Annotated in this window: 24 protein-coding genes; 9 read left to right on the forward strand and 15 right to left on the reverse strand. The window is 72.3% G+C overall.

From position 1 onward, the window contains the following. Positions 1–22: 22 nt before the first annotated feature. Positions 23–1,483, reverse strand: a complete 1,461-nt coding sequence (locus tag ABZS69_RS16445) for an aldehyde dehydrogenase family protein (RefSeq protein ID WP_355372303.1) — start codon at positions 1,481–1,483, stop codon at positions 23–25. Positions 1,484–1,705: 222 nt separating this feature from the next. Between ABZS69_RS16445 and purU the strand changes: the two genes are divergently transcribed. After that, positions 1,706–2,569, forward strand: a complete 864-nt coding sequence (purU, locus tag ABZS69_RS16450) for a formyltetrahydrofolate deformylase (protein ID WP_355372307.1) — start codon at positions 1,706–1,708, stop codon at positions 2,567–2,569. A gap of 45 nt (positions 2,570–2,614) precedes the next feature. On the opposite strand, the gene betA is transcribed toward purU, so the two are convergent. After that, positions 2,615–4,252 carry a choline dehydrogenase gene (gene betA, locus ABZS69_RS16455; protein ID WP_355372310.1) on the reverse strand — a complete coding sequence of 546 codons (1,638 nt, stop codon included), beginning with the start codon at positions 4,250–4,252 and terminating at the stop codon, positions 2,615–2,617. Between the two features lie 127 nt (positions 4,253–4,379). Between betA and ABZS69_RS16460 the strand changes: the two genes are divergently transcribed. Further along, a complete protein-coding gene (locus tag ABZS69_RS16460) occupies positions 4,380–5,153 on the forward strand; it encodes an IclR family transcriptional regulator (protein ID WP_355372312.1) in 774 nt (257 codons plus the stop codon). 84 nt (positions 5,154–5,237) lie between these two features. On the opposite strand, the gene ABZS69_RS16465 is transcribed toward ABZS69_RS16460, so the two are convergent. Genes ABZS69_RS16465 through ABZS69_RS16485 form a run of 5 tightly spaced genes read right to left on the reverse strand, consistent with a single transcriptional unit; the run spans position 5,238 to position 9,665 of the window. Beyond that, positions 5,238–6,350: an aromatic ring-hydroxylating dioxygenase subunit alpha gene (locus ABZS69_RS16465; protein ID WP_355372315.1), complete on the reverse strand. Its 1,113-nt coding sequence runs from the start codon at positions 6,348–6,350 to the stop codon at positions 5,238–5,240. A gap of 27 nt (positions 6,351–6,377) precedes the next feature. Further along, complete coding sequence (locus ABZS69_RS16470) at positions 6,378–7,001, reverse strand: MBL fold metallo-hydrolase (protein WP_355372318.1); 624 nt, start codon at positions 6,999–7,001, stop codon at positions 6,378–6,380. Positions 7,002–7,044: 43 nt separating this feature from the next. Further along, complete coding sequence (locus tag ABZS69_RS16475; protein ID WP_355372320.1) at positions 7,045–8,130, reverse strand: S-(hydroxymethyl)mycothiol dehydrogenase; 1,086 nt, start codon at positions 8,128–8,130, stop codon at positions 7,045–7,047. Positions 8,131–8,145: 15 nt separating this feature from the next. After that, positions 8,146–9,318, reverse strand: a complete 1,173-nt coding sequence (locus tag ABZS69_RS16480; RefSeq protein WP_355372323.1) for an FAD-dependent oxidoreductase — start codon at positions 9,316–9,318, stop codon at positions 8,146–8,148. After that, the gene (locus ABZS69_RS16485; protein WP_355372326.1) at positions 9,315–9,665 is read right to left on the reverse strand and encodes a bifunctional 3-phenylpropionate/cinnamic acid dioxygenase ferredoxin subunit; all 351 of its coding nucleotides are present in this window, start codon (positions 9,663–9,665) and stop codon (positions 9,315–9,317) included. The genes ABZS69_RS16480 and ABZS69_RS16485 overlap by 4 nt, the downstream gene beginning before the upstream one ends. Before the next feature lie 133 nt (positions 9,666–9,798). Here ABZS69_RS16485 and ABZS69_RS16490 point away from each other — a divergent pair, with 133 nt between their 5' ends. Further along, positions 9,799–10,113: an NUDIX domain-containing protein gene (locus ABZS69_RS16490; protein ID WP_355372329.1), complete on the forward strand. Its 315-nt coding sequence runs from the start codon at positions 9,799–9,801 to the stop codon at positions 10,111–10,113. A 73-nt stretch (positions 10,114–10,186) separates the two neighbouring features. Then, positions 10,187–10,708, forward strand: a complete 522-nt coding sequence (locus ABZS69_RS16495; RefSeq protein WP_355372332.1) for a hypothetical protein — start codon at positions 10,187–10,189, stop codon at positions 10,706–10,708. 228 nt (positions 10,709–10,936) lie between these two features. Here ABZS69_RS16495 and ABZS69_RS16500 read toward each other — a convergent pair whose 3' ends face one another. Further along, a complete protein-coding gene (locus ABZS69_RS16500; protein ID WP_355372335.1) occupies positions 10,937–12,217 on the reverse strand; it encodes a M20/M25/M40 family metallo-hydrolase in 1,281 nt (426 codons plus the stop codon). A gap of 94 nt (positions 12,218–12,311) precedes the next feature. After that, positions 12,312–15,884 (reverse strand): serine/threonine-protein kinase, encoded by a 3,573-nt coding sequence (locus tag ABZS69_RS16505; RefSeq protein WP_355372338.1) that lies wholly within the window; start codon positions 15,882–15,884, stop codon positions 12,312–12,314. A gap of 150 nt (positions 15,885–16,034) precedes the next feature. On the opposite strand from ABZS69_RS16505, the gene ABZS69_RS16510 reads away from it, so the two are divergent. Beyond that, entirely contained in the window at positions 16,035–17,195 is a 1,161-nt protein-coding gene (locus ABZS69_RS16510) for an acyl-CoA dehydrogenase family protein (protein WP_355372341.1), read from the forward strand. Here the strand turns inward: ABZS69_RS16510 and ABZS69_RS16515 are convergent. Further along, the gene (locus tag ABZS69_RS16515) at positions 17,173–17,607 is read right to left on the reverse strand and encodes a DUF6010 family protein (protein WP_355372344.1); all 435 of its coding nucleotides are present in this window, start codon (positions 17,605–17,607) and stop codon (positions 17,173–17,175) included. The genes ABZS69_RS16510 and ABZS69_RS16515 overlap by 23 nt on opposite strands. A 148-nt stretch (positions 17,608–17,755) precedes the next feature. On the opposite strand from ABZS69_RS16515, the gene ABZS69_RS16520 reads away from it, so the two are divergent. Next, on the forward strand, positions 17,756–18,706 hold the full coding sequence (locus ABZS69_RS16520; protein WP_355372346.1) for a helix-turn-helix domain-containing protein: 951 nt from the start codon (positions 17,756–17,758) through the stop codon (positions 18,704–18,706). A 59-nt stretch (positions 18,707–18,765) separates the two neighbouring features. On the opposite strand, the gene ABZS69_RS16525 is transcribed toward ABZS69_RS16520, so the two are convergent. After that, positions 18,766–19,257 (reverse strand): MarR family winged helix-turn-helix transcriptional regulator, encoded by a 492-nt coding sequence (locus tag ABZS69_RS16525; RefSeq protein WP_355372350.1) that lies wholly within the window; start codon positions 19,255–19,257, stop codon positions 18,766–18,768. Positions 19,258–19,443: 186 nt separating this feature from the next. Here ABZS69_RS16525 and ABZS69_RS16530 point away from each other — a divergent pair, with 186 nt between their 5' ends. Beyond that, positions 19,444–20,511 carry an alkene reductase gene (locus tag ABZS69_RS16530; protein ID WP_355372352.1) on the forward strand — a complete coding sequence of 356 codons (1,068 nt, stop codon included), beginning with the start codon at positions 19,444–19,446 and terminating at the stop codon, positions 20,509–20,511. An 83-nt stretch (positions 20,512–20,594) separates the two neighbouring features. On the opposite strand, the gene ABZS69_RS16535 is transcribed toward ABZS69_RS16530, so the two are convergent. Together ABZS69_RS16535 and ABZS69_RS16540 are read right to left on the reverse strand one after the other, a co-directional pair. After that, entirely contained in the window at positions 20,595–21,227 is a 633-nt protein-coding gene (locus tag ABZS69_RS16535; RefSeq protein WP_355372354.1) for a DUF6069 family protein, read from the reverse strand. Between the two features lie 137 nt (positions 21,228–21,364). Continuing rightward, positions 21,365–22,873 carry a helicase HerA-like domain-containing protein gene (locus ABZS69_RS16540; RefSeq protein WP_355372357.1) on the reverse strand — a complete coding sequence of 503 codons (1,509 nt, stop codon included), beginning with the start codon at positions 22,871–22,873 and terminating at the stop codon, positions 21,365–21,367. Between the two features lie 165 nt (positions 22,874–23,038). Here ABZS69_RS16540 and ABZS69_RS16545 point away from each other — a divergent pair, with 165 nt between their 5' ends. Together ABZS69_RS16545 and ABZS69_RS16550 are read left to right on the forward strand one after the other, a co-directional pair. Continuing rightward, complete coding sequence (locus ABZS69_RS16545) at positions 23,039–23,239, forward strand: hypothetical protein (RefSeq protein WP_355372359.1); 201 nt, start codon at positions 23,039–23,041, stop codon at positions 23,237–23,239. 2 nt (positions 23,240–23,241) lie between these two features. Then, a complete protein-coding gene (locus ABZS69_RS16550) occupies positions 23,242–24,174 on the forward strand; it encodes a hypothetical protein (protein WP_355372361.1) in 933 nt (310 codons plus the stop codon). Positions 24,175–24,370: 196 nt separating this feature from the next. Here ABZS69_RS16550 and ABZS69_RS16555 read toward each other — a convergent pair whose 3' ends face one another. Both ABZS69_RS16555 and ABZS69_RS16560 read right to left on the reverse strand, forming a co-directional pair. Beyond that, positions 24,371–25,078, reverse strand: coding sequence for an RDD family protein (locus tag ABZS69_RS16555; protein ID WP_355372363.1), 708 nt, complete (start codon positions 25,076–25,078; stop codon positions 24,371–24,373). After that, positions 25,075–25,461 carry a PadR family transcriptional regulator gene (locus ABZS69_RS16560; RefSeq protein ID WP_355372366.1) on the reverse strand — a complete coding sequence of 129 codons (387 nt, stop codon included), beginning with the start codon at positions 25,459–25,461 and terminating at the stop codon, positions 25,075–25,077. Before ABZS69_RS16560 ends, ABZS69_RS16555 begins: the two co-directional genes overlap by 4 nt. Positions 25,462–25,574: the final 113 nt, after the last annotated feature.

Consider the following 25,574-nt stretch of genomic DNA (forward strand, 5'->3'; position numbering starts at 1 on the left):
CCACCTCTTCGTCGTCGGAGCGTCAGTTCTCTGGGAACCACCGCTGTGGGCGCGGGCGGATGTTCTGCCAGACGTGCTTGATCTCTCGGTACTCGTCCAGGCCGGTCGGGCCGAGCTCGCGGCCGTTGCCGGACTGCTTGAACCCACCCCACTCGGCCTGCGGCACGTAGGGGTGGTAGTCGTTGATCCACACCGTGCCGTGCCGCAGCCGGCCGGCGACCCGCTGCGCCCTGCCGGCGTCCTGGGTCCAGACCGCGCCGGCCAGGCCGTACTCGGTGTCGTTGGCGAGGCGGACGGCCTCGTCCTCGGTCGTGAAGCGCTCGACGGTCAGGACGGGGCCGAAGGACTCCTCGCGTACGACGCGCATGTCCTGCCTGCACTCGTCCAGGACGGTGGGCCGGTAGAAGTGTCCGGGCCCGTCGAGGCGGTGGCCGCCGCAGCGCAGCACGGCTCCCTCGGCCAGGCCCGCCGCCACGTACTCCTCGACCTTGGCCAGGTGGGCGGCGGAGATGAGCGGGCCGGTGTTGGCCTTCGGGTCGAAGGGGCCGCCCAGGCGGATCAGCTCGGCCCGCCGTACGACCTCGTCGACGAACGCGTCGTGCAGGGAGTCCTCCACCAGCAGGCGCGCGCCCGCCGAGCAGACCTGGCCGGAGTGCAGGAAGACCGCGGTGAGCGCGAAGTCGACGGCCGTGTCGAAGTCGGCGTCGGCGAAGACGATGTTGGGGTTCTTGCCGCCCAGCTCCAGCGCCACCCGCTTCACGGTGGCCGCGGCGGCGGCCATGACGCGCCGCCCGGTGGCCAGGCCGCCGGTGAAGGAGACCATGTCCACGTCCGGGTGCTCGGCCAGCGGCGCGCCCACCTCCGGGCCGGTGCCGAGCACGAGGTTGGCCACGCCGTCCGGCAGCCCGGCCTCGGCCAGCGCGCGCATCAGCAGGATGGCCGTGCTGGGGGTCAGCTCGCTCGGCTTGAGCACGAAGGTGTTGCCCGCGGCCAGCGCCGGGGCGACCTTCCACGTGGTCTGGAGCAGGGGGTAGTTCCACGGCGTGATGAGGCCGCAGACGCCGATCGGCTCGTGGACGATGCGGCTGATCGCGTCGTCGCGGCCGGTGTCGACCACCCGGCCCGCGTCGGTGCCCGCCACGCCGGCGAAGTAGCGCAGGCTGGCCACGCAGTCGTCGATGTCGTACTCGCTCTCCACCAGGCGCTTGCCGGTGTCGCCCGACTCGGCGTGGGCGAAGGCGTGGCGGTCGCGTTCCAGCAGGTCGGCTACCTTGGACAGCAGCGCGCCGCGCTCGCGGGCCGGTGTCGCGGGCCAGGGGCCGCTGTCGAAGGCGCGCCTGGCCGCCGCGATCGCCGCCTCGGTGTCAGCGGCGGTGCCCTCGGCCACGGTGGCCACGAGGCTTCCGTCGGCGGGCGAGTGGATGCGCCGCTGACCGCCGGCGAGTGGCCTGGTCCACACGCCTGCGATGTAGAGCTCGGTCATCGACACACCTTTGATCGTTGCGTATCGCGCAAGGCGCTGCTCAATGAGGAACAGGATTGACTTGTCTTCGAGCGTTCGTCAAGGGTTTGCCGGAATCACTGCCCAAATAAATACGTTGTGCTGACGTTTGCCCTTCTCTCCCCTTGACGCGGTAGCCCCCCGCCTGCAGTCTGTTGCGTATAAATCTCTTATTTGCGTCATACGCAACACCGGGAGGGTGTGATGTCTCCACGTCCCGATCCTGGCCGCGAGTTCATCCTCACGGTGTCCTGCTCCGACAAGCCGGGCATCGTGTACGCGGTCAGCAGCTTCCTCGTCCAGCACGGCGGGAACATGCTGCAGAGCAAGCAGTTCAACGACCGCAGGGGTGGCGGCTTCTTCATGCGGGTGCACTTCGCCGCGCATGACGAGATCGAGCGGCTGCGCGAGGGGTTCACCTACGTCGCCGAGTCCTTCCAGATGAACTGGCAGCTGAAGGACGCGGCCACGCCCACCCGCACGCTGGTCATGGTCTCCAAGTTCGGCCACTGCCTGAACGACCTGCTGTACCGCCGCCAGGTGGGCGCGCTCAACATCGAGATCCCCGCGATCGTCTCCAACCACCCCGACATGGAGGCGCTCGCCGCCTCGTACGGCGTGCCGTACCACCACGTGCCCGTCACGGCCGCCACCAAGGCGGAGGCCGAGGCGCGGATCCTGGAGCTGGTCGAGGAGTGCGACGCGGAGCTGGTGGTCCTGGCGCGGTACATGCAGATCCTCTCCGACGAGCTGTGCAAGCGGCTGGAGGGGCGGGCCATCAACATCCACCACTCCTTCCTGCCGGGTTTCAAGGGCGCCAAGCCGTACCACCAGGCGCACGAGCGCGGGGTGAAGCTCATCGGGGCGACCGCGCACTACGTCACGGCGGACCTGGACGAGGGGCCCATCATCGAGCAGGACGTGGCCAGGGTCGACCACGAGCTCGACTCCGAGGACCTGGTCGCGGCCGGCCGGGACGTGGAGGCGCAGGTGCTGGCCAGGGCCGTGAAGTGGCACAGCGAGCAGCGCGTCCTGCTCAACGGCAACCGCACGGTGGTCTTCCGCTGATCACCATGAGGAAAGGGCGGTGGGGGGAGCCCCACCGCCCTTTCCTCATGCCCGGTGACGGTAGAACTCGGTCGTCTGCGGCGCCAGCGGCGTGTTGCCCAGGATGAGGTCGGCCGCCTTCTCCGCCAGCATCATGACCGGCGCGTAGATGTTGCCGTTGGTCACGTACGGCATGGCCGAGGCGTCCACCACGCGCAGCCCGTCGACGCCGTGCACCCGCATGGTGTCCGGGTCGAGCACCGACATCGCGTCCACGCCCATCCTGGCCGTGCACGAGGGGTGCAGGGCGGTCTCGCCGTCCCTGGCCACCCAGTCCAGGATCTCCTCGTCGGTCTCCACGGACGCTCCGGGCGACACCTCGCCCGTGCTGAACTCGGCCAGCGCCGGCGCCCCCAGGATCTTGCGGGCCACCCGGACGGCCTCCACCCACTCGCGCCGGTCCTGCTCGGTGGACAGGTAGTTGAAGCGCAGCGCGGGATGCCGCCGCGGATCCGTGCTCTTGATCTTCACCGAGCCGCGGGCGTCGGAGTACATGGGCCCGACGTGCACCTGGTAGCCGTGCCCGCCCGCCGGCGCCGAGCCGTCGTAGCGCACGGCCAGCGGCAGGAAGTGGAACATCAGGTTGGGGTAGTCGACCTCGTCGTTGCCGCGCACGAAGCCGCCCGCCTCGAAGTGGTTGGTCGCGCCCGGCCCGCCGCGCAGGAACAGCCACTGCGCGCCGATCCACGGGTGGCGCCACTTCTGCAGGTTCGGCTGCATCGAGACGGGCTTGCCGCAGCCGTGCTGGATGTAGACCTCGAGGTGGTCCTGCAGGTTCTCGCCCACGCCCGGCAGGTCGTGCACGACGTCCACGCCGAGCTCGCGCAGCTCGCCGGCGTTGCCGATCCCGGACAGCTGCAGCAGCTGCGGCGTGTTGATCGCGCCGCCGCACAGGATGACCTCGCCCGCGCGGACCCGGCCGCCGTCGAACTCGACGCCGACGGCCCTGGTCCCCTCGAAAACGACCTTGGTCACCAGTACGCGCGTCTTGACGGTCAGGTTGGGCCGCTTCATGACCGGGTGCAGGTACGCCCTGGCGGCGCTGAGCCGGCGCCCGCGCCGGATGTTGCGGTCGAAGCGGGCGAAGCCCTCCTGCCGGTAGCCGTTCACGTCGTCGGTCAGGGGATAGCCGGCCTGCTGCACCGCCTGGAAGAACGCGTCGTACAGCGGCGTGCCGGCCGCCCCGCGCTCCAGCACCAGCGGCCCGCCGTGGCCGCGCCACGGGGTGTCGGGGTCGGCCAGGCAGTTCTCCATCCGCTTGAAGTACGGCAGGCAGTGGGCGTAGTCCCAGCTCTTCATCCCGGGATCGGCGCCCCACCGCTCGTAGTCCAGCGGGTTGCCGCGCTGGAAGATCATGCCGTTGATGCTGCTGGAGCCGCCGAGCACCTTGCCGCGAGCGTGGTAGATCCGGCGGCCGTGCATGTTCGGCTCGGGCTCCGACTCGTAACGCCAGTCGTAGAAGCGGTTGCCGATGGGGAACGGCAGGGCCGCGGGCATGTGGATGAACACGTCCCACGGGTAGTCCGATCGGCCCGCCTCCAGGACGAGCACCCGCGTGGCAGGGTCCGCGGAGAGCCGGTTCGCCAGCGCGCTGCCGGCCGAGCCGCCTCCGACGATGACGAAGTCGTACTGATTGGGCGTCATGGTGCCTCGTCTCGCTCGCGCGTTTCGCCAAATCGTAGCGCTATACGCATTGCGTTTCACTACTCGCAACAGGAGATCTTTTGGGCTTGTGTTAGACGGAGTTCCCTCTAGCACTTAGAGTTTCGCTATGGGCAACGATTCGGGCAGTGGGGGCGTGCAGTCGGTCGATCGGGCCATCAGCGTGCTGGAGATCCTCTCCCGGCGGGGCGAAGCGGGAGTCAGCGAGGTCGCCGCGGAGATCGACGTGCACAAGTCGACCGCGTTCCGCCTGCTCGGCGCGCTCGAGGCGCGCGGCCTGGTCGAACAGGCCGAGGAGCGCGGCAAATACCGGCTCGGGTTCGGCATCATCCGCCTGGCCGGCGGGGTCAACACCCAGCTCGACGTCACCCAGCGGGGGCGCCCGGTCTGCCAGCGCCTGGCGGAGGAGATCGGTGAGACGGTCAACATCGCCGTGCTCCGCTCCAGCTACGCGGTCAACCTCGACCAGGTGCGCGGCGGCTCGGCGGTCACCGCGTACAACTGGGTCGGGCAGATCACGCCGTTGCACGCCACCTCCAGCGGGAAGGTGCTGATGGCCCATCAGGACGAGCGCCAGCGCCGGCGGGTGCTCGCCGACGGAGCCCTGGAGTCCTTCACGCCCCGCACCGTCACCGACGTCGCCAAGCTGGAGGAGCAGCTGGTCGAGATCAAGCGGACGGGATACGGCTACTGCCTGGAGGAGCTGGAGGAGGGGTTGAACGCCATGGCGGCGCCCATCCGCTCCTACCACGGCGACGTCGTCGCCGCGGTGAGCGCCTCCGGCCCCGCCTACCGCTTCACGGCCGAGCGCATGCACGAGCTGGCTCCCGTCCTGATCGAAGGGGCCGACGAGATCAGCCGCCGCCTCGGGTACGCCGGCTGAGCCGGATCACGATGCTCTTGGAGGCCGGGGTGTCGGAGGTCTCGGCCACCGAGTCGAGCGGCACCAGCACGTCGTCGTGCTCTCTCACCTGAGGCGGTCCTGGACCCACTCGTGGAAGAGGCCGATGTGGTGCTCGCTGGGCACCAGCACGCCGCCCTTGGCGTACGTGCGCGAGCCCATCTGCGGCTGGCACCGCTCGCACGCCTCGAAGTCCTGCTCGTTGACCCGGTGGAACAGCTCCACCGACTTGTCCAGGTCCTTGCCGCCCGCCACGACCTCCGGCAGGTAGAGCCAGTCGCACTCGACCACCGTGCGGTCCACCGCCAGCGGGAACATGCGATGGACGATCACGTGGTCGGGCACCAGGTTGATGAACACCTGCGGCTTGATGGTGATCGCGTAGTAGCGGCGGTCCTGGTCCTCGCTGACGCCGGGGATGCGGTCGAGGCCCTGGGACCCGTCGACGGTGAAGCCCTGGATGTCCGTGCCGAACTCGGCGCCGTGGCCCACGAAGTACTGAGCCGCGTAGCCGTCGGCGAACTCCGGCAGCACCTCGGTCAGCTCGGGATGGATCGTGGCGCAGTGGTAGCACTCCATGAAGTTCTCGATGATGAGCTTCCAGTTCGCCTTGACGTCGTAGACGATCCGGCGGCCCACCTCCAGACCGGCCACGTCGTAGTTGTCGATCAGCTCCAGCGAGCCGAGCCGCTCGGTCACCGCGCCCAGCACGTCCTGCTCGAAGGAGGGCGGCTCGTCGGCCAGGCACACCCAGACGTAGCCGAGCCACTCGCGCACGTGCACCTTCACCAGGCCGTACTCCACCCGGTCCAGGTCGGCCATCTTGGTCAGGTTGGGCGCGGCGACCAGCTTGCCGTCCAGGTCGTAGGTCCAGGCGTGGTACGGGCACTGGAAGGCCCGCTTGACCTCGCCCGACTCCTCCGTGCGCAACGTCGCGCCGCGGTGGCGGCAGACGTTGAAGAACGCGCGCACCGCCCCGTCGCGCGCCCTGGTGACGAGGATGCTCTCGGAGCCGACCTGAACGGTCTTGAACGAGCCCGGCTTGGGCAGGTCGGACGAGCGCACCACGCAGAACCACATCGACTCGAAGATCTTCCGCTGCTCCGCGGCGAAGATCTCGGGGTCCACGTAGTAGCGACCGGGGAGGGTGGGGATCACGCTGGACGTGGTGGTGGTCACGGGCAGTACTCCTCTGAGATGGCCGGGTCAGTGCCCTCGGCGGATCCAGTCCTCGAGCTGCGGAGCCTCGGCTCCGATGCTGGTGTCCTCACCGTGTCCGGTGTGCACCACGGTCTCGCCGGGCAGCGTCAGCAGCGTCCGGCTGATCGACGAGATGATCGTCGGGAAGTCGCTGAACGACCTGCCCGTCGCGCCGGGGCCGCCGTTGAACAGCGTGTCCCCGGAGAACAGCACGCCGAGCTCCGGCACGTACAGGCACACCGCGCCCGGCGCGTGCCCCGGCGTGTGCAGCACGTGCACGGCGGAGCCGGCCACCCGCAGGAGCTGCCCGTTGGCCAGCCGCCCGCCGGGCACGGCCGTCCGGTGGGTGAGCTTCCACAGCTCCTCGTCGTCGGGGTGCAGCAGCACGGGCGCGCCGGTGCGCGCGGACAGCTCGGGGGCGGCGTTGACGTGGTCGTCGTGCGCGTGCGTGCACGCGATCGCGGTCACCCGGCGCTCGCCCACGGCCTCGGCGACGGCGGAGGCGTCGTGGGCGGCGTCGATGACCAGGACCTCCTTGTCGTCGCCCACCAGCCACACGTTGTTGTCGACCTCCCACGTCCCGCCGTCCAGGCTGAACGTGCCCGAGGTCACCAGACGTTCGACGCGCATCACTGTGCCTCCTTGGCCGTGCTCCGCCCGGCGAGGACGTCCATCACAGCACCACCACCGAGCGCAGCACCTCGCCGCGGTGCATCTTGGCGAAGGCGTCCTCGACGTCGTCCAGCCCGATGGTCTCGCTGACGAACGCGTCGAGGTCGAACCGTCCCTGCAGGTAGAGGGAGATCAGCATGGGGAAGTCGCGGCTCGGCAGGCAGTCGCCGTACCAGCTGGACTTCAGCGCCCCGCCGCGGCCGAACACGTCCAGCAGCGGCAGCTCCAGCGTCATCTCCGGCGTGGGCACGCCGACCAGGACCACGGTCCCGGCCAGGTCGCGGGCGTAGAAGGCCTGCTTGTAGGTCTCCGGCCGGCCGACCGCGTCGATCACGACGTCCGCGCCGAACCCGCCGGTCAGCTCCCTGATCGCCTCGACCGGGTCGCCGTCCTTGGCGTTGACCGTGTGCGTCGCGCCCAGGCCGCGGGCCCACTCCAGCTTCCTGCCGTCCACGTCGACCGCGATGATCGTGGTCGCGCCGACCAGCCGCGCGCCCGCGATGGCCGCGTTGCCGACGCCGCCGCAGCCGATCACCGCCACCGAGTCGCCCCTGCTGACCCCGCCGGTGTTCACCGCGGCGCCGAGACCGGCCATCACGCCGCAGCCGAGCAGGCCCGCCGCGGCCGGGGAGGCGGCCGGGTCGACCTTGGTGCACTGGCCTGCGGCCACGAGCGTCTTGTCGGCGAACGCGCCGATGCCCAGCGCCGGGCTGAGCGGCGTGCCGTCGGCCAGCGTCATCTTCTGGGTGGCGTTGTGCGTGGCGAAGCAGTACTGCGGGCGGCCGCGCAGGCACGCCCGGCACGAGCCGCACACGGCCCGCCAGTTCAGGATCACAAAATCGCCGGGCGCCACGTCGGTGACGCCCTCGCCGACGGACTCCACCACGCCGGCCGCCTCATGGCCGAGCAGGAACGGGAAGTCGTCGCTGATGTCGCCCTCGCGGTAGTGCAGGTCCGTGTGGCAGACGCCGCAGGCCTGCACCTGGACCAGTGCCTCGCCGGGCCCCGGGTCCGGCACCAGGATCGTCTCCAGGCTGACCGGCTTGCCCTTGCCGGTCGCGACGACCCCGCGTACTTCATGAGCCATGATCCACTCCTGTTCTCAGCCGACCTGAACCGGCGCCGTCTCAAGCTGCCGCCGCCAGCGGGTGAACAGCCGTACCTGGTTGACCCCGAGGACCGCGACCGGGCGCTCGCCCTGCCGGTAGACCGCGAGGAAGCTGTGCGCGGCCGGATCCCCGGCCTCCACACTGACCGTATCCGCGTCCGCGGCGTGCCCGATGAACTGGATCTTCACGTCGAACTGATCGGACCAGATGTAGGTGGGCCGCCGGGCCTCCGCGCGGGCGGTCCCGCCGGACAGCAGCGTGGCCGCCGCCACCGAGGCGCGCTGCCGGGCTCCCGTCCAGTGCTCGACCCTGTGGTGCCTGCCCTGGACGGGGTCGAACCAGGCGGCGCAGTCGCCCACGGCCACCACGCCGGGGACCGAGGCGCCGCCCGCCTCGTCGCACAGCACCCCGTCGCCCAGGTCGAGGCCGCTGCCCTGGAGCCAGCCGATCGTGGGTACGGCGCCGATCCCGACGACCACGACGTCCGCGGGCAGCAGGGTGCCGTCCGCCAGCCGTACCCCGTCCACCCGGTCCTCGCCGGTGAGGCCGGACACGACCGCGCCGGACAGCAGCCGCACGCCGCGCCGCACGTGCAGCGCGGCCAGCGCCTCGGCCATCGGCACGCCGACGACGCGGGCCAGCGGTGCCGGGCCGGACTCGACCAGCGTCACGTCCAGGCCGAGGTCGCGGGCGGTGGCGGCGACCTCGGCGCCGACGAAGCCGCCGCCGATCACCACCAGGCGCCCGGCTTCCTCCAGGTCGGCGCGCAGGGCGCGGGCGTCGTCGAGGGTGCGCAGCGTGTGGACGCCGGCCAGGTGATCGGCGCCGGGCAGCCGGCGGGCGGTGGCGCCGGTGGCGATGACGATGCCGTCGGCCCGTACCGAGGTGCCGTCGCTCAGCTCGACGCGGCGTTCCCTGGCGTCCAGGGCCACGGCGGCCACGCCGAGCCGCCACTCCGCGTCCAGCTCCTCGCCCTCGCCCTCCAGAGCCAGGTCGGCCTCGGCCAGGTCGCCGCGCAGGAAGTCCTTCGACAGCGGCGGGCGGTCGTAGGGGCGGTGGCGCTCGTCGCCGACCAGCACCAGCCTGCCCTCATATCCCTGGGCGCGCAGCGCCCTGGCGGTCAGCAGCCCGGCCAGCGAGGCGCCGACGACGCAGATCGTGTTCACGCCTGCCCCTTGACGGTGACGCCTGGCGGCAGGTTGGGTGGCGCTTCGGACTGCTTGACATAGATGACGCCGTCGTCGACCACCACCTCGTGCGTGCGCACGGGGAGCTTGGCCGGCGGCGCGTCCACCCGGCCGGTGCGCAGGTCGAAACGCGAGGCGTGCAGCGGGCACTCGATCTCGCACCCCTCCAGCCAGCCGTCGGCGAGCGAGGCGTCCTGGTGGGTACAGGTGTCATCGATGGCGAAGATCTCGCCGTCCTCGGTGTGGAACACCGCGATCGGCGGGTCGGCCTCGACGCGAAGGGCCTCGCCTCGAGGGAGTGACGCCAGTGGGCACGCTGGGATCATGCTGTCACCCCGGTTTCGTAAAGAGAAACGTCTAGCGCTATACGCAACAGAGTGAAGGTGGGGCGGGGAGATGTCAAGGATGATTTGTCGGACTTGTGGCCCTGGTGTCCTGTGGAAATCGGCAGAGCGGTCCATGGGCCGCCAGGCCGGTCCACCAGTCCCGCGTCCCAGCGCGCGGGTCGTCCTCATCGACGCCTCGGATCGGCTCCTGCTGTTCTCCAGCCGCAACCGCGACGGCACGCTGCGCTGGTACACGCCGGGTGGCGGCCTCCAGCCCGGGGAGCGCCATCGCGACGCGGCCCTGCGCGAGCTGTACGAGGAGATCGGGTTGACGGATGTGGCGCTGGGGCCGGAGGTGTGGCGAGGGCGCCCCGCCGGGCTGCCGCGCCTGCTGGCCGCGCTCCTCGCCGCCGGCCGGCCCCGCCGACCGGTCCTCGTCGACGGGTGACCGAGGGTGTCGTCCGGTCAGCGGCGCGTCGCGGGCGTCTCATTTGTCGTAGTCGCGGCGTACCGTGCCCACCATGACGGACACGCACGCACCGCTCGATGGCGAGCAATGGCAGCCTGGAGACCTTGTCGTCGATGCCGAGGGTGGTCTGTTCACCCGCGCGAGCGCGCAGGACCAGGACAGCGGCCGGCCGTGGGGGCATCCGGGTGACGTGACACGCCGTCCCGACGGCGGCGTTCAGGTGCCGGACGGCGAGGTGGGGGAGACGGTCCCCGTCCGGCCGCTCACGCTCCTGATCCGCGACGGACAGCCGGCCTTGCCCGCCGCGCCCGCGAACGCCTCCACGGTCCTCGGCACCCAGGCCCAGCAGGTCGCCACCTTGGCGGGCGTCGGCGGCCTGTTCCTGGCCGCCACCGCCTTCGACCCTGACGGGGCAGGCGATCCGAGAGCGGCGAGGCTGCGCGCGGACCTGCTCGACACCGTCGTGGTGGTGGACAGCGAACAGGCGCTCACCGCCATGTTCGGCGGGGCCGCCGACGGGCTGCTGGTCGAGCTGGCGGAATGGCACCGGCGAAGCGTCGAGGAAAGCGCCTGAGGGGCCGTCGCGGGTCCCTGGCGACAGGTGGTGCGCAGGGAGCCCGCAGAATGGCCGGTCGCGAGGAAAGCGGGAAGGCTAGTTTACTTTTCCAAAAGTGAGAAGGAAGCCCTCCCATGGCCTCGCGATCCCCACGTTATCAGGCGGGGATCGGCTCGCGCCGGGAATGGAGCCGAGGAGGCGGAAACGGGCTCCCGGCGCTTCTACGCGCGGGCGCGGAGGGGCAGTCTACGCGCGGGCGCGGACGGCCAGCCAGCCGGCCATCGCGCGGACGCCGTGGCCGATGGCCCGCTCGTCCGGGTCGAAGGGGCCGAAGTGCGGGGAGCCGGTCTCGATGGCGGCGCCGGGCGCCCGGACGCCGAGGAAGGTGTACGTGCCGGGCATCCGGTCAAGGAACAGCGCGAAGTCCTCGCCGTTGAACGGGAACGCGGCCCGCATCGTACGCACCCGGCCGGAGCCGGCGGTCCGCTCCAGGTACCGCTTGATCGCCTGGCCCTCCCGTTCTGGACAGACCATCGCGGGGAACGGGGCGTCGGGGAAGATCACCGCCGCCGCGCCATGCGCTCGCGCGAGACGGCGGACGTCCTCGCGGATCTCGACGTGCCGGCTCTCCGGCCAGCAGCGGTAGAACACCCGGACCTCCGCGTCGGACGCCTGGGCCTGCATGAAGACGAACCTGCTCAACGGCCCGTCCGGGATCTGGACGTCGGCCACGAGCCGTTCGAGGTCCGCGGGGGTGACGGGAGGCGAGACCGTGCCGAGCGCGCCGATCTCGCCGGCGAGCCGCCGCGCCCGCTCCGTCGCGTCGGGACCGGCGAACGTGACGACGCCCCGGTCCAGGCCGGGAAGCCCGAACCCGGCTGTGACGCCGAACTGGCCGACCGGGAAGGGGCCGCAGTGCAGCGCGTGGATCTCCGCGGGACGGGTCCGGGCGAACACGCCGTCGTCGAGCATCGCGGCGGCGCCGGTGAGCGCCTCCTCGGCAGGCTGGAAGACGAACACGACGGTGCCGGCGAGCCGCCGGCGCAGGCGCGCCAGCACCTGCGCCACGCCCACGCCCACCGCCGTGTGCACGTCGTGCCCGCACAGGTGAGCCGCCTGCGGGCCGCCGCCGATCTGCTCGTCCGGCGGCACCGCGTCCATGTCCGCCCGGTAGGCGACCGTACGGCCGCGGTGGGCGCCGGCGAGGACGGCGACGAGCCCGTGCCCCCCGACGCCCGTGGTGACGTCGAGGCCGGCCGCGCGAAGGCGCTGCGCGACCACTGCGGCGGTTCGCTCCTCCTGACCCGCGGTCTCGGGGTGGCGGTGGAGGTCCCGGCGTAACTCGATCAGCTCGCGGTCCAGCCGGGAGGCCACCGCGTCCACGGAATCGGCGTCGATCGGCCGGCCCGCCGGGCCGGCGGCGGCCCGCGCCGCCCAGGCCGGCGCCAGCCCGGCTCCCGCCAGGCCGAGAGCGGCGCCCCTGAGCACGGCGCGCCGGCTGACGAGATGATCTTCTGAGCTCGACATGGTCCCTCCAGAGCAGGTCTGTTGAGAGAAAACCTGTCGCACCCGGCCGCCGGAAGCATTGACGCCAGCACTCCAGTCCGCCGTGGGGTACCCCCTACTTGACCGGGCAGACCTCCTGGTATGCCACATCGGCGCCCACGTGCTCGCGCCACTCCTCCCGGGTGAGCCGGCGGCCCGCCCGCTCGCACACCGTCCGGACGGCCGGCGCGGGGTCGACCGGCAGCTCCTGGTACGCCCCGTCCAGCCCCACCACGCGCAGGGCCGAGCCGTCGGATGTGAAGGCGAGCGCGGGCATCGGGTCGTCCAGCGCGTACGGGTCGAACGCGCCGGTGGTCACGGTCCAGGCGGCGCCCAGCCGGCGGCCCGCGACCGTGTCGAACAACGTCACCCTGGTGTCGTGGGCGACCGCCAGGACCCGCCCGTCGGGGGAGAACCGGGCCCCCACGATGTCCCCCGGCACCCTGAACACCTGACCCGTCGTACGCCAGGTGCGGGTGTCCCACAGCACCACCGCCCTGCTCCCGTACGGCGAGGCGCCCAGCGGGCCCTTCGGCGCGAGCATCATCCACTTCTCCGCCAGCGTGCCGGGCCCTTCCGCATGGGGGAGCACCTTGCGGGAGACCAGGTCGATGACGTCGGCGCCCCCCTTGTCGGCGGTCACCAGGAACCTGCCGTCGGGGCTGAAGGACAGCGGGCCTCCCGCGACCGGGCCGAACCGCATGACCCGCTCGCGCCGCGCGATGTCGATGACGACGACGTCGCCCGCGCCGTAGTTGTCGTTGGCGATGGCCGAGCTGAGGGCGAGCAGGCGGCCGTCGGGGCTGATCTGCATGTCCGCCCTGGTGTCCGAAGACTCCAGGGCCAGCCGGCCCAGCTTCCGCCCGGATGCCGCGTCCCAGAACGTGGGCCCCGTGGTGAGATCCTCCGAGGAGATCGTGACGACCGTGCGCCCGTCGGGGCTGACCCGCATGATCGGCGCGCCCTGCCTGGCGACGTCGAGCCGCCCGGTCTCGGTGAAGCCGGGCACCGCCCAGCCGCGCACGGTGTCGCCCGTCCGGGCGAGCAGCAGGCTCCCGGAGGCGGTGAAGCGCGTCTGCGCAGCGCCGGCGGGCACGACCTGCCGGGGGCCCGTCTGCCGGCTGATGTCGTAGGTGGTCACCTGGCCGGCGTCGTCGAGGATGCTGAGCGTGCGGTTCCCGGGGCCGAGCCGCGGGGGCCCGGCGAGCTCGGAGGCGACGGTGAGCCGCAGGAGCGGGGCCGCGTCGCTCAGCCGCCACAGGGTGACGCGGCCGCCCGCCCAGTTGGCGAAGGTGATCAGGAAGCGGCCGTCGTCGCTGAAGACGGCTTCGGTGGCCTGGCCGGGGAAGCTGCGCCGGTCACGCCTGCCGGTGGACAGGCTCCACAGCGTCGTGCCCTTCGCCCCGCCCACGGCGGCCAGCGCACCGTCGGGGCTGATGGCCGTGACCAGCCCCGGCAGGCCACGGCCAGGGAGCCGCTTGCCCGCGGGCGTCCCCCCTCCGGGCAACGTCCGCAGCACCGACACGGTGCGGTCGTCGGTGATCTCCAGGGCGGCGAAGCGGTCGCCGGGACCGATCCGCGCGCTGCTCACGTAGCCGTCCTGCTTCTCCAGTGCCCGCCGCGCCACGTTCCACAGCCCGACGTACGGGCCGCCCAGGTTGGCGCGGACGACGATGTAGCCCCCGCCGGGGCTGAATTCGAGGCTCTCCGGGCGGCCGTCGTAGCCCGCCGCATCGTCGGTCGTCCAGCGGCCCTCGCCCAGCCGTTCGCCGGTGCGCAGGCTCCACAGCTCCAGCCCGCCGCCCCCCGCGAGCGCCAGCGTGTCACCGTCCGGACCCACCGCGGCGGTGACGGGCGCCTCGCCGATCCCGCCGAAGGTCCTGAACGGCCGGCCCGTCGCCACGTCGTAGGCGGTCACCCGGCCGGCGCCCGCGCTGACCAGCGTCCGCCCGTCCGGGGTCAGCGCCCGCCCCTCGTTGGCCGCGGTGGGATCCGTGAAGACCGAGCGCTCCTGCTGGGCGAGCGAGCTCAGCACCGCCGAGCGCGCCTCGGGAACTGGCGCGACGCGGTAGGCCGCCACGCTCAGCAGCATCGCCTTCACCGGATCGGTCGCGCGCAGCGCGTCCGCCTGCAGCGCCACCCGCCGGGCCGTGGCCTGCGACCGCTCCTCGGCCAGGCGCCTGCCGGCCTCGTCGCTCCTGAGCGACTGCTGCCAGGCGAGGGTGCCGGCGGTGAGCGAGGCCACGAGCAGGACCACCACGCCGGTGGTGACCAGGCGCCGCAGCCGGCTCTGCCGCGCCGACCCGGCCCTGCTCGCCTCGACGAACTCGCGCTCCGTGGCGTTCAGGGTCAGCTGCGTGGAGCCGGTCCACTCCAGCGCGTGCCCCAGCGCGGTGCCGCGGAGCAGGTCCTCGGGGCGGCGGCCGCCCCGGGCCCAGCGGCGGGCGGCCTCGCCCAGCTCCCGGTGGCGGCCGAGCGCGTCGCGGTCGCCGGTCACCCACTCGTGCAGCCGGGGCCAGGCGTACAGCAGGGCGGCGCTGCCGATGGCGACCCCGTCCCCCTGGCGGCGGACCAACGTGGCCCGCTCCAACGCGGTGAGCACCCGCTCGGCGGCCTCGTGCCGTACCTCGAGCAGCTCGTCCACGGTGGCGGTGCGCGGCACCTCGTCGTCCTCGCGGACGTCCACCAGCCGCAGCAGCAGGTCGCGCGCCACCTGGCGCTCGGACGCCGGCAGCCCGGCGTAGAACCGCTCGGCCACCGCGCCGAGCGCCGGGTCGGCGACCGGCCCGCCGGGCGGCCGCACCCCCGCGGCGGCCCGCGCGCCCTCGGCCAGCACCGCGCGCCCGCCGCCGCCGAGCAGCGTCAGCAGCAGGCGCTGCGCGGACGGACGCGCGGCCGGGTCCTTCGACAGCGCCGCGCGCACCAGCTCGCGCAGCCCCTCTGGCAGGACCTCGGCCTCCGGATCGTGATTGAGCAGGCGGTTGATGACCGCGACCGTCGTCGGGGCGGTGAACGCGTCGCGTCCCGTCGCGGCGAACAGGACCACCGCGCCCCAGGCGAACACGTCGGCCGCCGGCTCGGCCCGGCCCCCGGAGAACAACTCCGGCGCCATGTACATCGGGGTCCCGGCCAGCTCGCCCGTCGAGGTCATCGACAGGCCCGCGGCCCGGGCGATGCCGAAGTCGATCACCCGTGGCCCGTCGGGCCCCAGCAGGACGTTCTCGGGCTTCAGATCGCGGTGCACCACGCCCGCCTGGTGGATGGCGGCCAGCGCGGTGGCCACGCCCACGGCCAGCCGGTGCAGCGCGTCACCCGAGAGCGGCGCCCCCTCCGCCACGGCCGCGCGCAGGCTCGGGCCCGGGACGAACTCGCTGACGATGTGGGGGCGCTCGCCTTCGAGGTCGTGATCCAGGATGCGGGCCGTGCAGAACGAGGCCACCTGCTGCGCGGCGGTGACCTCCCGGGTGAAGCGGCGGCGCAGGGGAGAGTCGCCCGACAGGTAGGCGTGCAGCACCTTGACCGCCACGCGGTTGGCCGCCTCGTCGTAGCCCTCGTAGACGACGCCCTGGCCGCCCGAGCCGAGCCTGCTCGCCAGCCGGTAGCTGCCCAGCCGCGACGGGTCCCCCGGGCGCAGCGGGTCTGCTGTCATGATTGCTTAGATGATCGGTCACCGCGGATGGTTCGGCTGTGACAGTGGGTCACCCCGGTTTTCCCGACGCAGGTCGCGCGCGGCTCCGGGATCGCGAACGCCCTCCGCCGCCTTTCCAAGCTTCACAAGATCACTAAAGGGGGCAAGGCCATGGTCGCCACCGGGCTCACCACCGAGGAACAAGCCGTCGTCGACACGGTCCGCGAATTCGTCGAGCGTGCGGTCCGGCCCGTCGCCCGGGACCTGGAACACGCCGACGCCTACCCCGCCGACCTCATCGACCAGATGAAGCAGCTGGGCGTCTTCGGCCTGGCCATCCCCGAGCCCTGGGGCGAGGCGCCGGTGTCCATGCCGTGCTACGCCCTGGTCACCGCCGAGCTCGCCCGCGGCTGGATGAGCCTGGCCGGCGCCATGGGCGGGCACACCGTGGTGGCCAAGCTCATCCTCGCCTTCGGCACGCGGGAGCAGAAGGACCACTACCTGCCCAGGATGGCGACCGGCGAGATCCGCGCCACCATGGCGCTCACCGAACCGGGCGGCGGCTCCGACCTGCAGGCCATGACCACCACCGCGCGCGAGGACGGCGACGGCTACGCGATCGACGGCGCCAAGACCTGGATCACCAACGCCCGCCGCTCCCAGTTGATCGCCCTGATGTGCAAGACCGACCCCGCCGCGCGCCCCCGCCACAAAGGCATCTCCATCCTGCTCGTCGAGCACGGGCCGGGCCTGACGGTCTCGCGCGACCTGCCCAAGCTCGGCTACAAGGGCGTCGAGAGCTGCGAGCTGGTCTTCGACGGCTTCCGGGCGCCGCGCACCGCCCTCCTCGGCGCCGAGGAAGGCCACGGCTTCGCGCAGATGATGAAGGGCCTGGAGGTCGGCCGCATCCAGGTCGCCGCCCGCGCGCTGGGGGTGGGCCGGGCGGCGTTCGACGACTCCCTGCGCTACGCGCAGGAGCGGGAGAGCTTCGGCAAGCCCATCTGGAAGCACCAGGCCGTCGGCAACCACCTCGCCGACATGGCCACCGAGCTCACCGCCGCCCGCCAGCTCATCCTGCACGCCGCCGAACGGTACGAGAGCGGCGCGCGCTGCGACATGGAGGCCGGCATGGCCAAGCTGTTCGCCTCGGAGGCCGCCATGAAAGCCGCGCTCAACGCCGTACGGATCCACGGCGGCTACGGCTACTCCACCGAGTTCGACGTGGAACGCTACTTCCGCGACGCGCCGCTGATGATCGTCGGCGAGGGCACCAACGAGATCCAGCGCAACGTCATCGCCGCCCAGCTCGTCAAGCGCGGGGGTCTGGATTGACCTCGGCCACGTCGGCGGCCGGTCCGCCGCGGGCGCGTACCCACCTGAAGACCGACGGCCCGCCCGCGAAGCACCACAGCGCCACCACCGGGTCGCAGATGGCGCAGCCGAAGGAGGAGAGCGCGGCGAAGGGCAGGATCGGGTTCCCCTGGAGATGGTGCAGGACGTCCCAGGCGGTGTGGAGCAGCCAGCCGATGCCGATCCAGGTCCAGCTGCCGAGCCCCCGGTAGGCTACGTAGGTCATCACGACCGGCAGGACGAACTCCCAGTACCCGAGCCCGCCGCCGCTCAGGTAGGCGGCCCCCGCGCCGCCGACCAGCACGGCGTTGACCTGGCGCCGATGCGGCTCGGGGATCAGGGACAGGAGGCAGACGCAGATCAGCCCGATGACGATCGGCATGATGACGGACATGGGATTCGGCAATCCGTTCTGAGGTAGGCGGTCTCTCGCAGCGCAACGCTAGACCGGGCGTCCACGGCTCCCCACGGGCTGAATCGACAATTTCCAACGGGTTCTCGCCATCCGGCTCACCTGCGGGATCTGTGGCTACCGTGTCCTCATGCACACGGTGGCGGTCCTGGCCCTGGACCAGGTGGTGGCGGCCGACCTGGCGACGCCGATCGAGGTGTTCGGGCGGGCCCGGCTGGCGGACGGGCGCCGGCCGTACCGGATCCTGGTCTGCGCCGCGACGCCGCAGGTGTCCAGCGGCGCCTTCACGCTCATCGCCCCGCACGGACTCGACGCGCTGCGCGAGGCGGACACGATCGTCGTGCCGGGCTGCTCCGAGCAGGCCGCCCCGCCCGCCAGGGAGGCGCTCGACGCCCTGCGCGCCGCCGCCGCGGCGGGCACCCGGATCGCCTCCATCTGCGCGGGGGCGTTCACCCTGGCCGCGGCGGGCCTGCTGGACGGGCTGAGCGCGACCACGCACTGGGTGGCGGCCGGCCGGCTGGCCCAGCGCTTCCCGAAGGTGGACGTGCGGCCGGATGTCCTGTACGTCGACAACGGCCAGATCCTGACCTCGGCCGGGGCCGCCGCCGGCCTGGACCTGTGCCTGCACATCATCCGGCGGGACTTCGGCTCCGCGGTCGCCGCCGACTCGGCCCGGCTGTCGGTGATGCCCCTGGAACGGGAGGGCGGGCAGGCGCAGTTCATCCTCCACGCCCGGCCGCCGGTGCCCCAGGGGTCGCTGCTGGAGCCGGTGCTGTCGTGGATCGAGGACAACCTCGCCCAGGAAGTGACATTGGCCGACATGGCCGTGCGCGGCGGGATGAGCGAGCGGACCTTCAGCCGCCGCTTCCGTGAGCAGACCGGCACCACCCCGCTGCAGTGGCTGCTGCGCGCCCGCGTGCGGCGGGCGCAGCTCCTGCTGGAGACCACCGACCAGGGCGTCGAGCGCATCGCCGCGCAGGCCGGGTTCGGCTCGGCCACCGCGTTCCGGGAGCGGTTCAAACGCGTCGTCGGCGTCACGCCGCAGTCCTACCGCTCCTCCTTCAGGACGAGCACCTCCTGAGCGGCCGTCGTGCGCGAGCGGCGGGACGGTCCGGGTCCTGACGGTCCGGGCGCGCGGCCTCAGGTGCCCTGCGTGGTGGCGCGGGCGAGGCCGGCCTCGATCTGTCCGAGCACTCTGAGGGCCTCGGCCTGCTGGTCGGGGGTCAGGTCGCCGGTGACGCTGCGTTCGAGCTCGGCCCAGATGCCCTCGACCTCGCGGCGCAGGGCCTGGCTGGCGGGGGTGGGCTCGATGATGGTGGCGCGTTTGTCGGTGGCGCTGGGGCGGCGGCGGACGAAGCCGGCGTGCTCCAGGCGCTGGACGGTGCGGGTCATGGTGGCGGCGTCGGAGCCGAGCATCCGCACCAGGTCGGTCTGACGCTGGGGGCCCAGGTCCCACAGCTGCATCATGACCAGCTCCTGGCTGGGGTGGAGGCCGACGCGGCGCAGGAGCTGCGCGGCGAGCATGCGGTGCAGGCGCGCGACCCGGAGGATCGCGTGGTTGAGCGGGCCGGCCTGGACGGAGGGCGGCAGCGGCGTGCCGGCCGTCGTGGCGGGCTCGTTCGCGGTGCCCATCGGCCTCTCCTCGGGTAAGTAGCTGCTCGGACAAATGGTCATCCTAGCGTGCCCGCGCGAACGGCTTCGAGCCGCAGGTGGCGCAGGTCACAGAGTCGCCGGGAATGGATCCGCGAACTTACTTGCTCGAACAGGTAACTCTGGGTGGTGCCAGAGCGCCGCATTCTCGGAACAAGGAACGTGATCATGCCAACGGCATTCGACTCTTTCGAGCTGGCCGGCAAGCGCCTGGCCAACCGCATCGTCATGGCCCCGATGACCCGCAGCCGCGCCTACGGCCCCGGCGCCGGCGCGACCGACCTGATGGCCACCTACTACGCGCAGCGGGCCGGCGCCGGCCTGATCGTCACCGAGGGCACCCAGCCGTCGGTGGTCGGCCAGGGCTACCCCGACACCCCCGGGCTGCACTCCGGCGACCAGGTCGCGGCCTGGCGGCAGGTCACCGACGCCGTCCACGACGCGGGCGGCGTGATCTTCGCGCAGCTCATGCACACCGGCCGGATCGGCCACCCCAGCCTCCTGCCCGACGGCCTGCACCCGGTCGCCCCCTCCGCCGTGCCGGCCAAGGGACAGATCTACACCCACCAGGGCCCCAAGGACTTCGTCACCCCCAAAGAGCTGACCGAGGCCGAGATCGGCCGGACCGTCGACGACTTCGCCGCCGCGGCGCGCAACGCCGTGGCCGCCGGGTTCGACGGAGTGGAACTCCACGGCGCCAACGGCTACCTGATCCAGCAGTTCCTCGCCCCCAACGCCAACCGCCGCACCGACGCCTGGGGCGGCACGGTCGACGGCCGCATCCGCTTCGCCGTCGAGGTGGCCACCGCCGTGGCAGAGGCCGTCGGCGGGCAACGGGTGGGCATTCGCCTCTCCCCGGGCAACCCCTACAACGACATCGCCGAGGACGACCTGGAGGAGACCTACGGCGCCCTGGTGACCCGGCTGGCCCCGCTCGGCCTGGCCTACCTGCACCTGGTGGAGGGCCCGGACCGCGACCTGACGCGCCGCCTGCGCAAGGACTGGCCCGGCGCGCTCATCCTCAACCCGTACACCCATCCCGCGGCCACCGGACCCGACGCCCTGCAGCTGGTGGAGGACGGCACCGCCGACATGGTCGCCTTCGGCGCGCTGTTCCTGGCCAACCCCGACCTGCCCGCCCGCCTCGCCGCCGGCGGCCCGTACAACACCCCCGACCCCGCCGCCTTCTTCGGCGGCGACCACCGCGGCTACACCGACTACCCCGCCCTCGGCTGACCTCGGCCCCAGGGGGCTCGCGCCACGGCGCCCGGCCGGACACCCGGCCGGGCGCCGCCGTGTGATCCCGCTTCCCCCGGCGCTCAGTCGTACGGGTTGTGGTCCCGGCGCTCGTAGCCGCGCTGCTGCTCATAGCCGCGCTGTTCGTAGTCGCGCGAGCGCTCGTGCCTGGGCTGCTCGTATCGGGGCTGCTCATACCTGGGCTGCTCGTATCCCCGCGGCTGCTCGTACGGGTACGGCCCCGGATCCGGCACATCCTCGATGGCCGTGCGCCCGATCGACGCCAGCAGCGAGAGGATCGCGACGCAGATGATCAGATTGATGACGGCCGTGGCGATCTGCTCGATGAGGCCGGCGGAGTTCATGAACGGCAGGATCGTGAGGATCACGCTGCCGAGCCCGGCGATCCACCCGAAGAACCTGGTCGGCTCCGGGGTGGACAGCATGAGGATGTAGAGCAGCAGCGTGGCGATGAGCGCCACCGCCGCGGCCGAGATCGCGTACCCCGTGGTCGCCGCGCTGCCGTAGGCGGGGGCGCCGTCGGGCGTGAGCACGCGGATGCCGAGCAGATTCTTGCTGATCATGACGCCGACCACCACGATCAGTGCGGCCACCACGGCGGCCGCCACGCCGCCTCCCCACACTCGCGCGGGATTCACTCTCGGCCGGGACGAGGCCGGGCGGCGATCGTAGCCATCGTGGGAGGGGTATGACATGCGAATCACCCTTGTCGCGGATGCTGATCAGGCACTTCGAGCACCTTACACGCGCAGTCAAGAGGGCAAAGCGGCTTTCCGGCCCAGCAGGGCGTCCGCCTCCGCACCCGCGTCCTGGGTCCGGGCGACCCCGCAGGTCAGCGGCGCCCGCGGCGGGCGGTGCCGAAGATGGATCTGGTGATCTCCCGGCCGAGGGCGGAGGCCGCCGAGCGGGCCATGGAACGGAACTCCTTCGACTCCAGCACGCTCTCCAGCATGGACGGCTTCTGCGCCGGTTCCCTGGGCCGCTCCGGCTCGCGCTGGGCTTCGGGGACCCCGGCCTGTTGCTGGTCGGCCAGCTTCGCGGACAGGATCTCGTAGGCCGACTGGCGGTCGACCGCCGCGCCGTACTTCTGCTGCAGCGGCGAGGCCGCGATGACGCCTTCGACCACGTCCGGGCTCGACGGCGCCATGAGCGTCTGCGGGGCGCGCAGGCGGGTCCAGGCCACGGGGGTCGGCGCGCCCGTCTCCGACAGGACCGTGACGACGGCCTCGCCGATGCCGAGCTCGGTGAGCAGCCGTTCCAGGTCGTACGAGGACGCGGGGAAGGTCGAGACGGTGGCCTTGAGCGCCTTGGCGTCCTGGGGGGTGAAGGCGCGCAGGGCGTGCTGCACGCGCGCGCCGAGCTGGGCCAGCACGTCGGACGGCACGTCGTTCGGCGTCTGGGTGACGAAGAACACGCCCACGCCCTTCGACCGGATCAGCCGCACGGTCTGGGTGATCGACTGCAGGAACGCCTTGGACGCGTTGTTGAACAGCAGGTGCGCCTCGTCGAAGAAGAACACGAGCTTCGGCTTGTCGACATCGCCCACCTCGGGGAGCACCTGGAAGAGATCGGCGAGCAGCCACATCAGGAAGGTGGAGAAGAGCTGCGGCCGGTCCTGCACGGCGGGCAGCTCCAGAATGGAGACCATCCCCCTGCCGTCGCCCGTCACGCGCAGCAGGTCGCGTACGTCGATCTCCGGCTCGCCGAAGAACGCCTCCGCCCCCTGCGCCTCGAAGTTGGTCAGCGCCCGCAGGATGACCCCGGCCGTCGCCACCGACAGCCCGCCGATCCCGCTCAGCGCCTCCGGGGTGTCGGTCAGGTACCGGATGACCGCGATCAGGTCCTTGAGGTCGAGCAGGGGCAGCCCGTGCTTGTCGGCGAAGTAGAAGATCAGGCCGAGCGAGGACTCCTGCGTCTCGTTGAGCCCGAGGACCTTGGCGAGCAGCGTCGGCCCGAAGGCGGTCATGGTGGCGCGGATCGGCACCCCGGTTCCCAGGCCGCCCAGGGAGAAGAACTCCGCAGGACAGGCCACGGGCTGCCACGTCTGCCCCACCTCGGTGGCCCGCCGGGTGACGCGGTCGGACGCCGTACCCGGCGAGGCGAGCCCCGACAGGTCGCCCTTGACGTCGGCGAGGAACACCGGGACGCCCTGGGCCGCGAGCTGCTCGGCCATGAGCTGGAGGGTCTTGGTCTTGCCCGTTCCGGTGGCGCCGGCCACGAGTCCGTGCCGGTTCAGCATGCTCAGGGAGATCCGGATCTGCTCGGAGGGGTCGGCGGTGCCGTCCGCACGCACCAGGGCTCCGAGTTCCAGCGCTGGTCCCTCGACGTCGTACCCCTTCATCGGATCTCCCCGTTCGGCTGCTCACCTGCGAAATCGCGGCGCGTCCCCGCACTGGTGTTTACCCATCGTGACGTATATGTCACGAAAAAGAGCGTAAAAGGGAAGTCCTCGGCGGGGCCGGATTGGCGACGCCACCGTCCCTCCATCCATGAGAAGATCAACACGATGATGATTGGTCTGACTGCCGGCTGCGGCGGCGAGGTCTTCACGACGGCCGCGGCAGCGATCGCCATGGCCGCGTCGCCGACCCGCGGCCATGCGGTTCCGCCGTGCCCCGCCGATGTCACCGCCGACGTCACCGCCGACGTCCGCGTCGGCGGGGGAGACCCCCGCGCCGCTGCGCCCCGACCGGCGTTCGCGTGGTGAACATGTCGTACGCGCCCGCGGGAGGAGCGAACGCGCCGGCGGCCGAGGCCCGGGCCGCGCGCCGGCGCTCCAAGTCCGGCGTCGGGCAGATCGCCGGATTGCGCCCCCGCGCCGATGTCGAGCTCATCGACTCCCTGGACCAGCACACGCGGCGGACGGTGGCCGCCTGGCTGAGCGACCGGCCCAGCGCGGCCGCGCGGCAGGCCTGCCTGCAGACCCTGGCCGCGTTCGTGCGCTGGCTGCAGGCCGCCGAGCCGGGCCTGGGGCTGCTCGCCGCCACAGGAGCGCACCTGGACGCCTACTGCGAGCAGGCCCGGAGCGGCGCGCTCACCGTCGGCGTTCGCAACCCCGGCAAGGCCCTCTCCGGCGCGACCGTGACGAAGAAGCACCGCGCCCTGTCCTCCTTCTACTGGTTCGCCTGGTCGATCGGCGCGATCCGGCAGGGTGCCGCCGTCGCCCGGCCCGCGGGCGAGCCCCAGGTCGCCGACCACCCGCCGACGATCACCCGCCAGGAACGGCGGCTGCTGCGCCACGGCGCCTCCCGGCTGGCCGAGGACGGCCGCGTGGCGGAGGCGGTGGCCGTCGCCCTGATCGAGGCCACCGGCGCGGGAGCGGCCGCGCTCGCCTGCCTGAGCAGCGAGGACCTGCACGCCGTGGGTCACGGGTCGGGAGACCCGCTGGTGCTCGTCACCATGCGCGACGATCGAGGCGACATCGTCAGCTTCCCGGTCCCCGCCTGGGTGCATCCCTGGCTGAGGGTGCTGAGCTCCACCCGATCCGCCGGCGATCCGCTCATCAAGCAGGACGACGGCCGGCCCGTGAGCACGGAGTGGCTCACCACCGCCCTTCAGGACGCGGGGTCCGCCGGCGGCATCCCGGCGCCGCGGACCAAGCTGCTGCACCCGTGGAAGCTGCGCGCCGTCAACCGCGCCTGAGGCTCAGGGGGCGGCGCCGGCCAGGGCGAGCAGGTTGGTGACGGCGTGCGCGCCGACGCACAACGACAGGTTGCGGCGTTGACGATCAGATGGACGCTCTGGACGACCGACAGCCGGGCCATGATCTGACCCGACTGCGACTCCTGCCCGGAGCCCCCGCCCGCGAGGAGGGGCGGGACGCGCCGGCCGGCGGGGTTCACCGCGTCTCCCCGGCCACGACCTTGGTCCCGACCAGGCGATCGAGCACGCGTCGCCGGTCGCCCCACACCACGGGCGCCCAGTCCAGCCAGGCGAACGGCCCCAGCAGCAGGCTGAGCCTGCGCGCGATGCCGGTGACCGGGTGGATGCGCAGCCCGGCCTCGGTCACCACCCGGAGTCTCATCGCGCGCTTGCCCGGCGTCGTGCCGGTCCACGCCTCCAGCAGGCCCAGGCCGACGATCGACCAGGCCAGCGCGAGGGGAACGCCCAGGGTGTAGAGCAGCCCGGCGGAGTCGTAGGCACCGGTGTCGCACCCCAGGGGTAAGAGGGACACGCAGACGTCGCCGATCCTGACGTACACGAAGGGCGGGAACGCCAGCTCGAACCCGCCGCCCTGCCCGAGCGCCCGGGCCAGCCCCTGGACGAGCAGCGCGATCGTGACGCCGGCGAGCGGCAGGTTGTCGATCAGCACGGCGGCGAACCTGGTGTCCACGCGGGCGGGCGGCGCGGCCGGGAGCTCGGCGAACGTGGCCGCCGCCGCTTCCGGGGCGCCGAGCCGGCTCAGGGCCTCGGCCAGCTCGCCCGCCTCCGCCGCGCCGGACAGGTGCTCGCCCAGCTCCGCCTTCACCCTGTCCCGGGCCGGGCCGGTCAGATGGCGTCCGGCCCTGTCCACGTAGTCGTCGATGATCCGCTGGTTGTCGCTCATTCCTGCACCTCGCCAAGGGTGTCGAGTAGCTGTCGCATGCCGTCCACCAGGCCGCTCCATTCGGCCCGCAGCATGGCGAGGTAGGTGCGACCGTCGGGGGTGATGACGTAGTACTTGCGCGGCCTGGCCCGCCCTTCCGCCTCCCAGGTCGCCAGGATGTGGCCGGCGTCCTCCAGCCGGTGCAGCAGCGGGTAGAGCGTGCCCTCCTTGACCTCCAGGACCCCCTCGCCCGCCTGCCGCAGCAGCTTCAGCAGCTCGTAGCCGTACCGGCGGCGGACGTCGAGGACGGACAGCACGGCCAGCTCGGTCGTGCCCCGCGCGAGCTCGCGGCGGAGCCGCGCGACGGTGGCCGACCCCGGCGTCGCCTCGGTGTCCTCAGGCATATGAGCACTGTACGACCCGATACCTTGCGTGACAAGGTATGCGGTCGCCCTCGGTATGAAGGAGGTCATTGTTCCGGTCGAGGCTGAGTCAGCATTTGTCCCGCCATTGCCGA

It is taken from the genome of Nonomuraea sp. NPDC005650 (assembly GCF_040605375.1).
In the GTDB taxonomy this organism is placed as follows: Bacteria; Actinomycetota; Actinomycetes; order Streptosporangiales; family Streptosporangiaceae; genus Nonomuraea.

Coding starts and splice junctions, on each gene's coding strand:
- ABZS69_RS16555 (WP_355372363.1), bottom strand. CDS start 25,078: ATGAGCGACAACCAGCGGATCATCGACGACTACGTGGACAGGGCCGGA.
- ABZS69_RS16470 (WP_355372318.1), bottom strand. CDS start 7,001: ATGCGCGTCGAACGTCTGGTGACCTCGGGCACGTTCAGCCTGGACGGC.
- purU (WP_355372307.1), top strand. CDS start 1,706: ATGTCTCCACGTCCCGATCCTGGCCGCGAGTTCATCCTCACGGTGTCC.
- betA (WP_355372310.1), bottom strand. CDS start 4,252: ATGACGCCCAATCAGTACGACTTCGTCATCGTCGGAGGCGGCTCGGCC.
- ABZS69_RS16540 (WP_355372357.1), bottom strand. CDS start 22,873: ATGAAGGGGTACGACGTCGAGGGACCAGCGCTGGAACTCGGAGCCCTG.
- ABZS69_RS16520 (WP_355372346.1), top strand. CDS start 17,756: ATGCACACGGTGGCGGTCCTGGCCCTGGACCAGGTGGTGGCGGCCGAC.
- ABZS69_RS16505 (WP_355372338.1), bottom strand. CDS start 15,884: ATGACAGCAGACCCGCTGCGCCCGGGGGACCCGTCGCGGCTGGGCAGC.
- ABZS69_RS16525 (WP_355372350.1), bottom strand. CDS start 19,257: ATGGGCACCGCGAACGAGCCCGCCACGACGGCCGGCACGCCGCTGCCG.
- ABZS69_RS16475 (WP_355372320.1), bottom strand. CDS start 8,130: ATGGCTCATGAAGTACGCGGGGTCGTCGCGACCGGCAAGGGCAAGCCG.
- ABZS69_RS16550 (WP_355372361.1), top strand. CDS start 23,242: ATGTCGTACGCGCCCGCGGGAGGAGCGAACGCGCCGGCGGCCGAGGCC.
- ABZS69_RS16560 (WP_355372366.1), bottom strand. CDS start 25,461: ATGCCTGAGGACACCGAGGCGACGCCGGGGTCGGCCACCGTCGCGCGG.
- ABZS69_RS16485 (WP_355372326.1), bottom strand. CDS start 9,665: ATGATCCCAGCGTGCCCACTGGCGTCACTCCCTCGAGGCGAGGCCCTT.
- ABZS69_RS16495 (WP_355372332.1), top strand. CDS start 10,187: ATGACGGACACGCACGCACCGCTCGATGGCGAGCAATGGCAGCCTGGA.
- ABZS69_RS16510 (WP_355372341.1), top strand. CDS start 16,035: ATGGTCGCCACCGGGCTCACCACCGAGGAACAAGCCGTCGTCGACACG.
- ABZS69_RS16535 (WP_355372354.1), bottom strand. CDS start 21,227: ATGTCATACCCCTCCCACGATGGCTACGATCGCCGCCCGGCCTCGTCC.
- ABZS69_RS16460 (WP_355372312.1), top strand. CDS start 4,380: ATGGGCAACGATTCGGGCAGTGGGGGCGTGCAGTCGGTCGATCGGGCC.
- ABZS69_RS16490 (WP_355372329.1), top strand. CDS start 9,799: ATGGGCCGCCAGGCCGGTCCACCAGTCCCGCGTCCCAGCGCGCGGGTC.
- ABZS69_RS16530 (WP_355372352.1), top strand. CDS start 19,444: ATGCCAACGGCATTCGACTCTTTCGAGCTGGCCGGCAAGCGCCTGGCC.
- ABZS69_RS16515 (WP_355372344.1), bottom strand. CDS start 17,607: ATGTCCGTCATCATGCCGATCGTCATCGGGCTGATCTGCGTCTGCCTC.
- ABZS69_RS16545 (WP_355372359.1), top strand. CDS start 23,039: ATGATGATTGGTCTGACTGCCGGCTGCGGCGGCGAGGTCTTCACGACG.
- ABZS69_RS16500 (WP_355372335.1), bottom strand. CDS start 12,217: ATGTCGAGCTCAGAAGATCATCTCGTCAGCCGGCGCGCCGTGCTCAGG.
- ABZS69_RS16445 (WP_355372303.1), bottom strand. CDS start 1,483: ATGACCGAGCTCTACATCGCAGGCGTGTGGACCAGGCCACTCGCCGGC.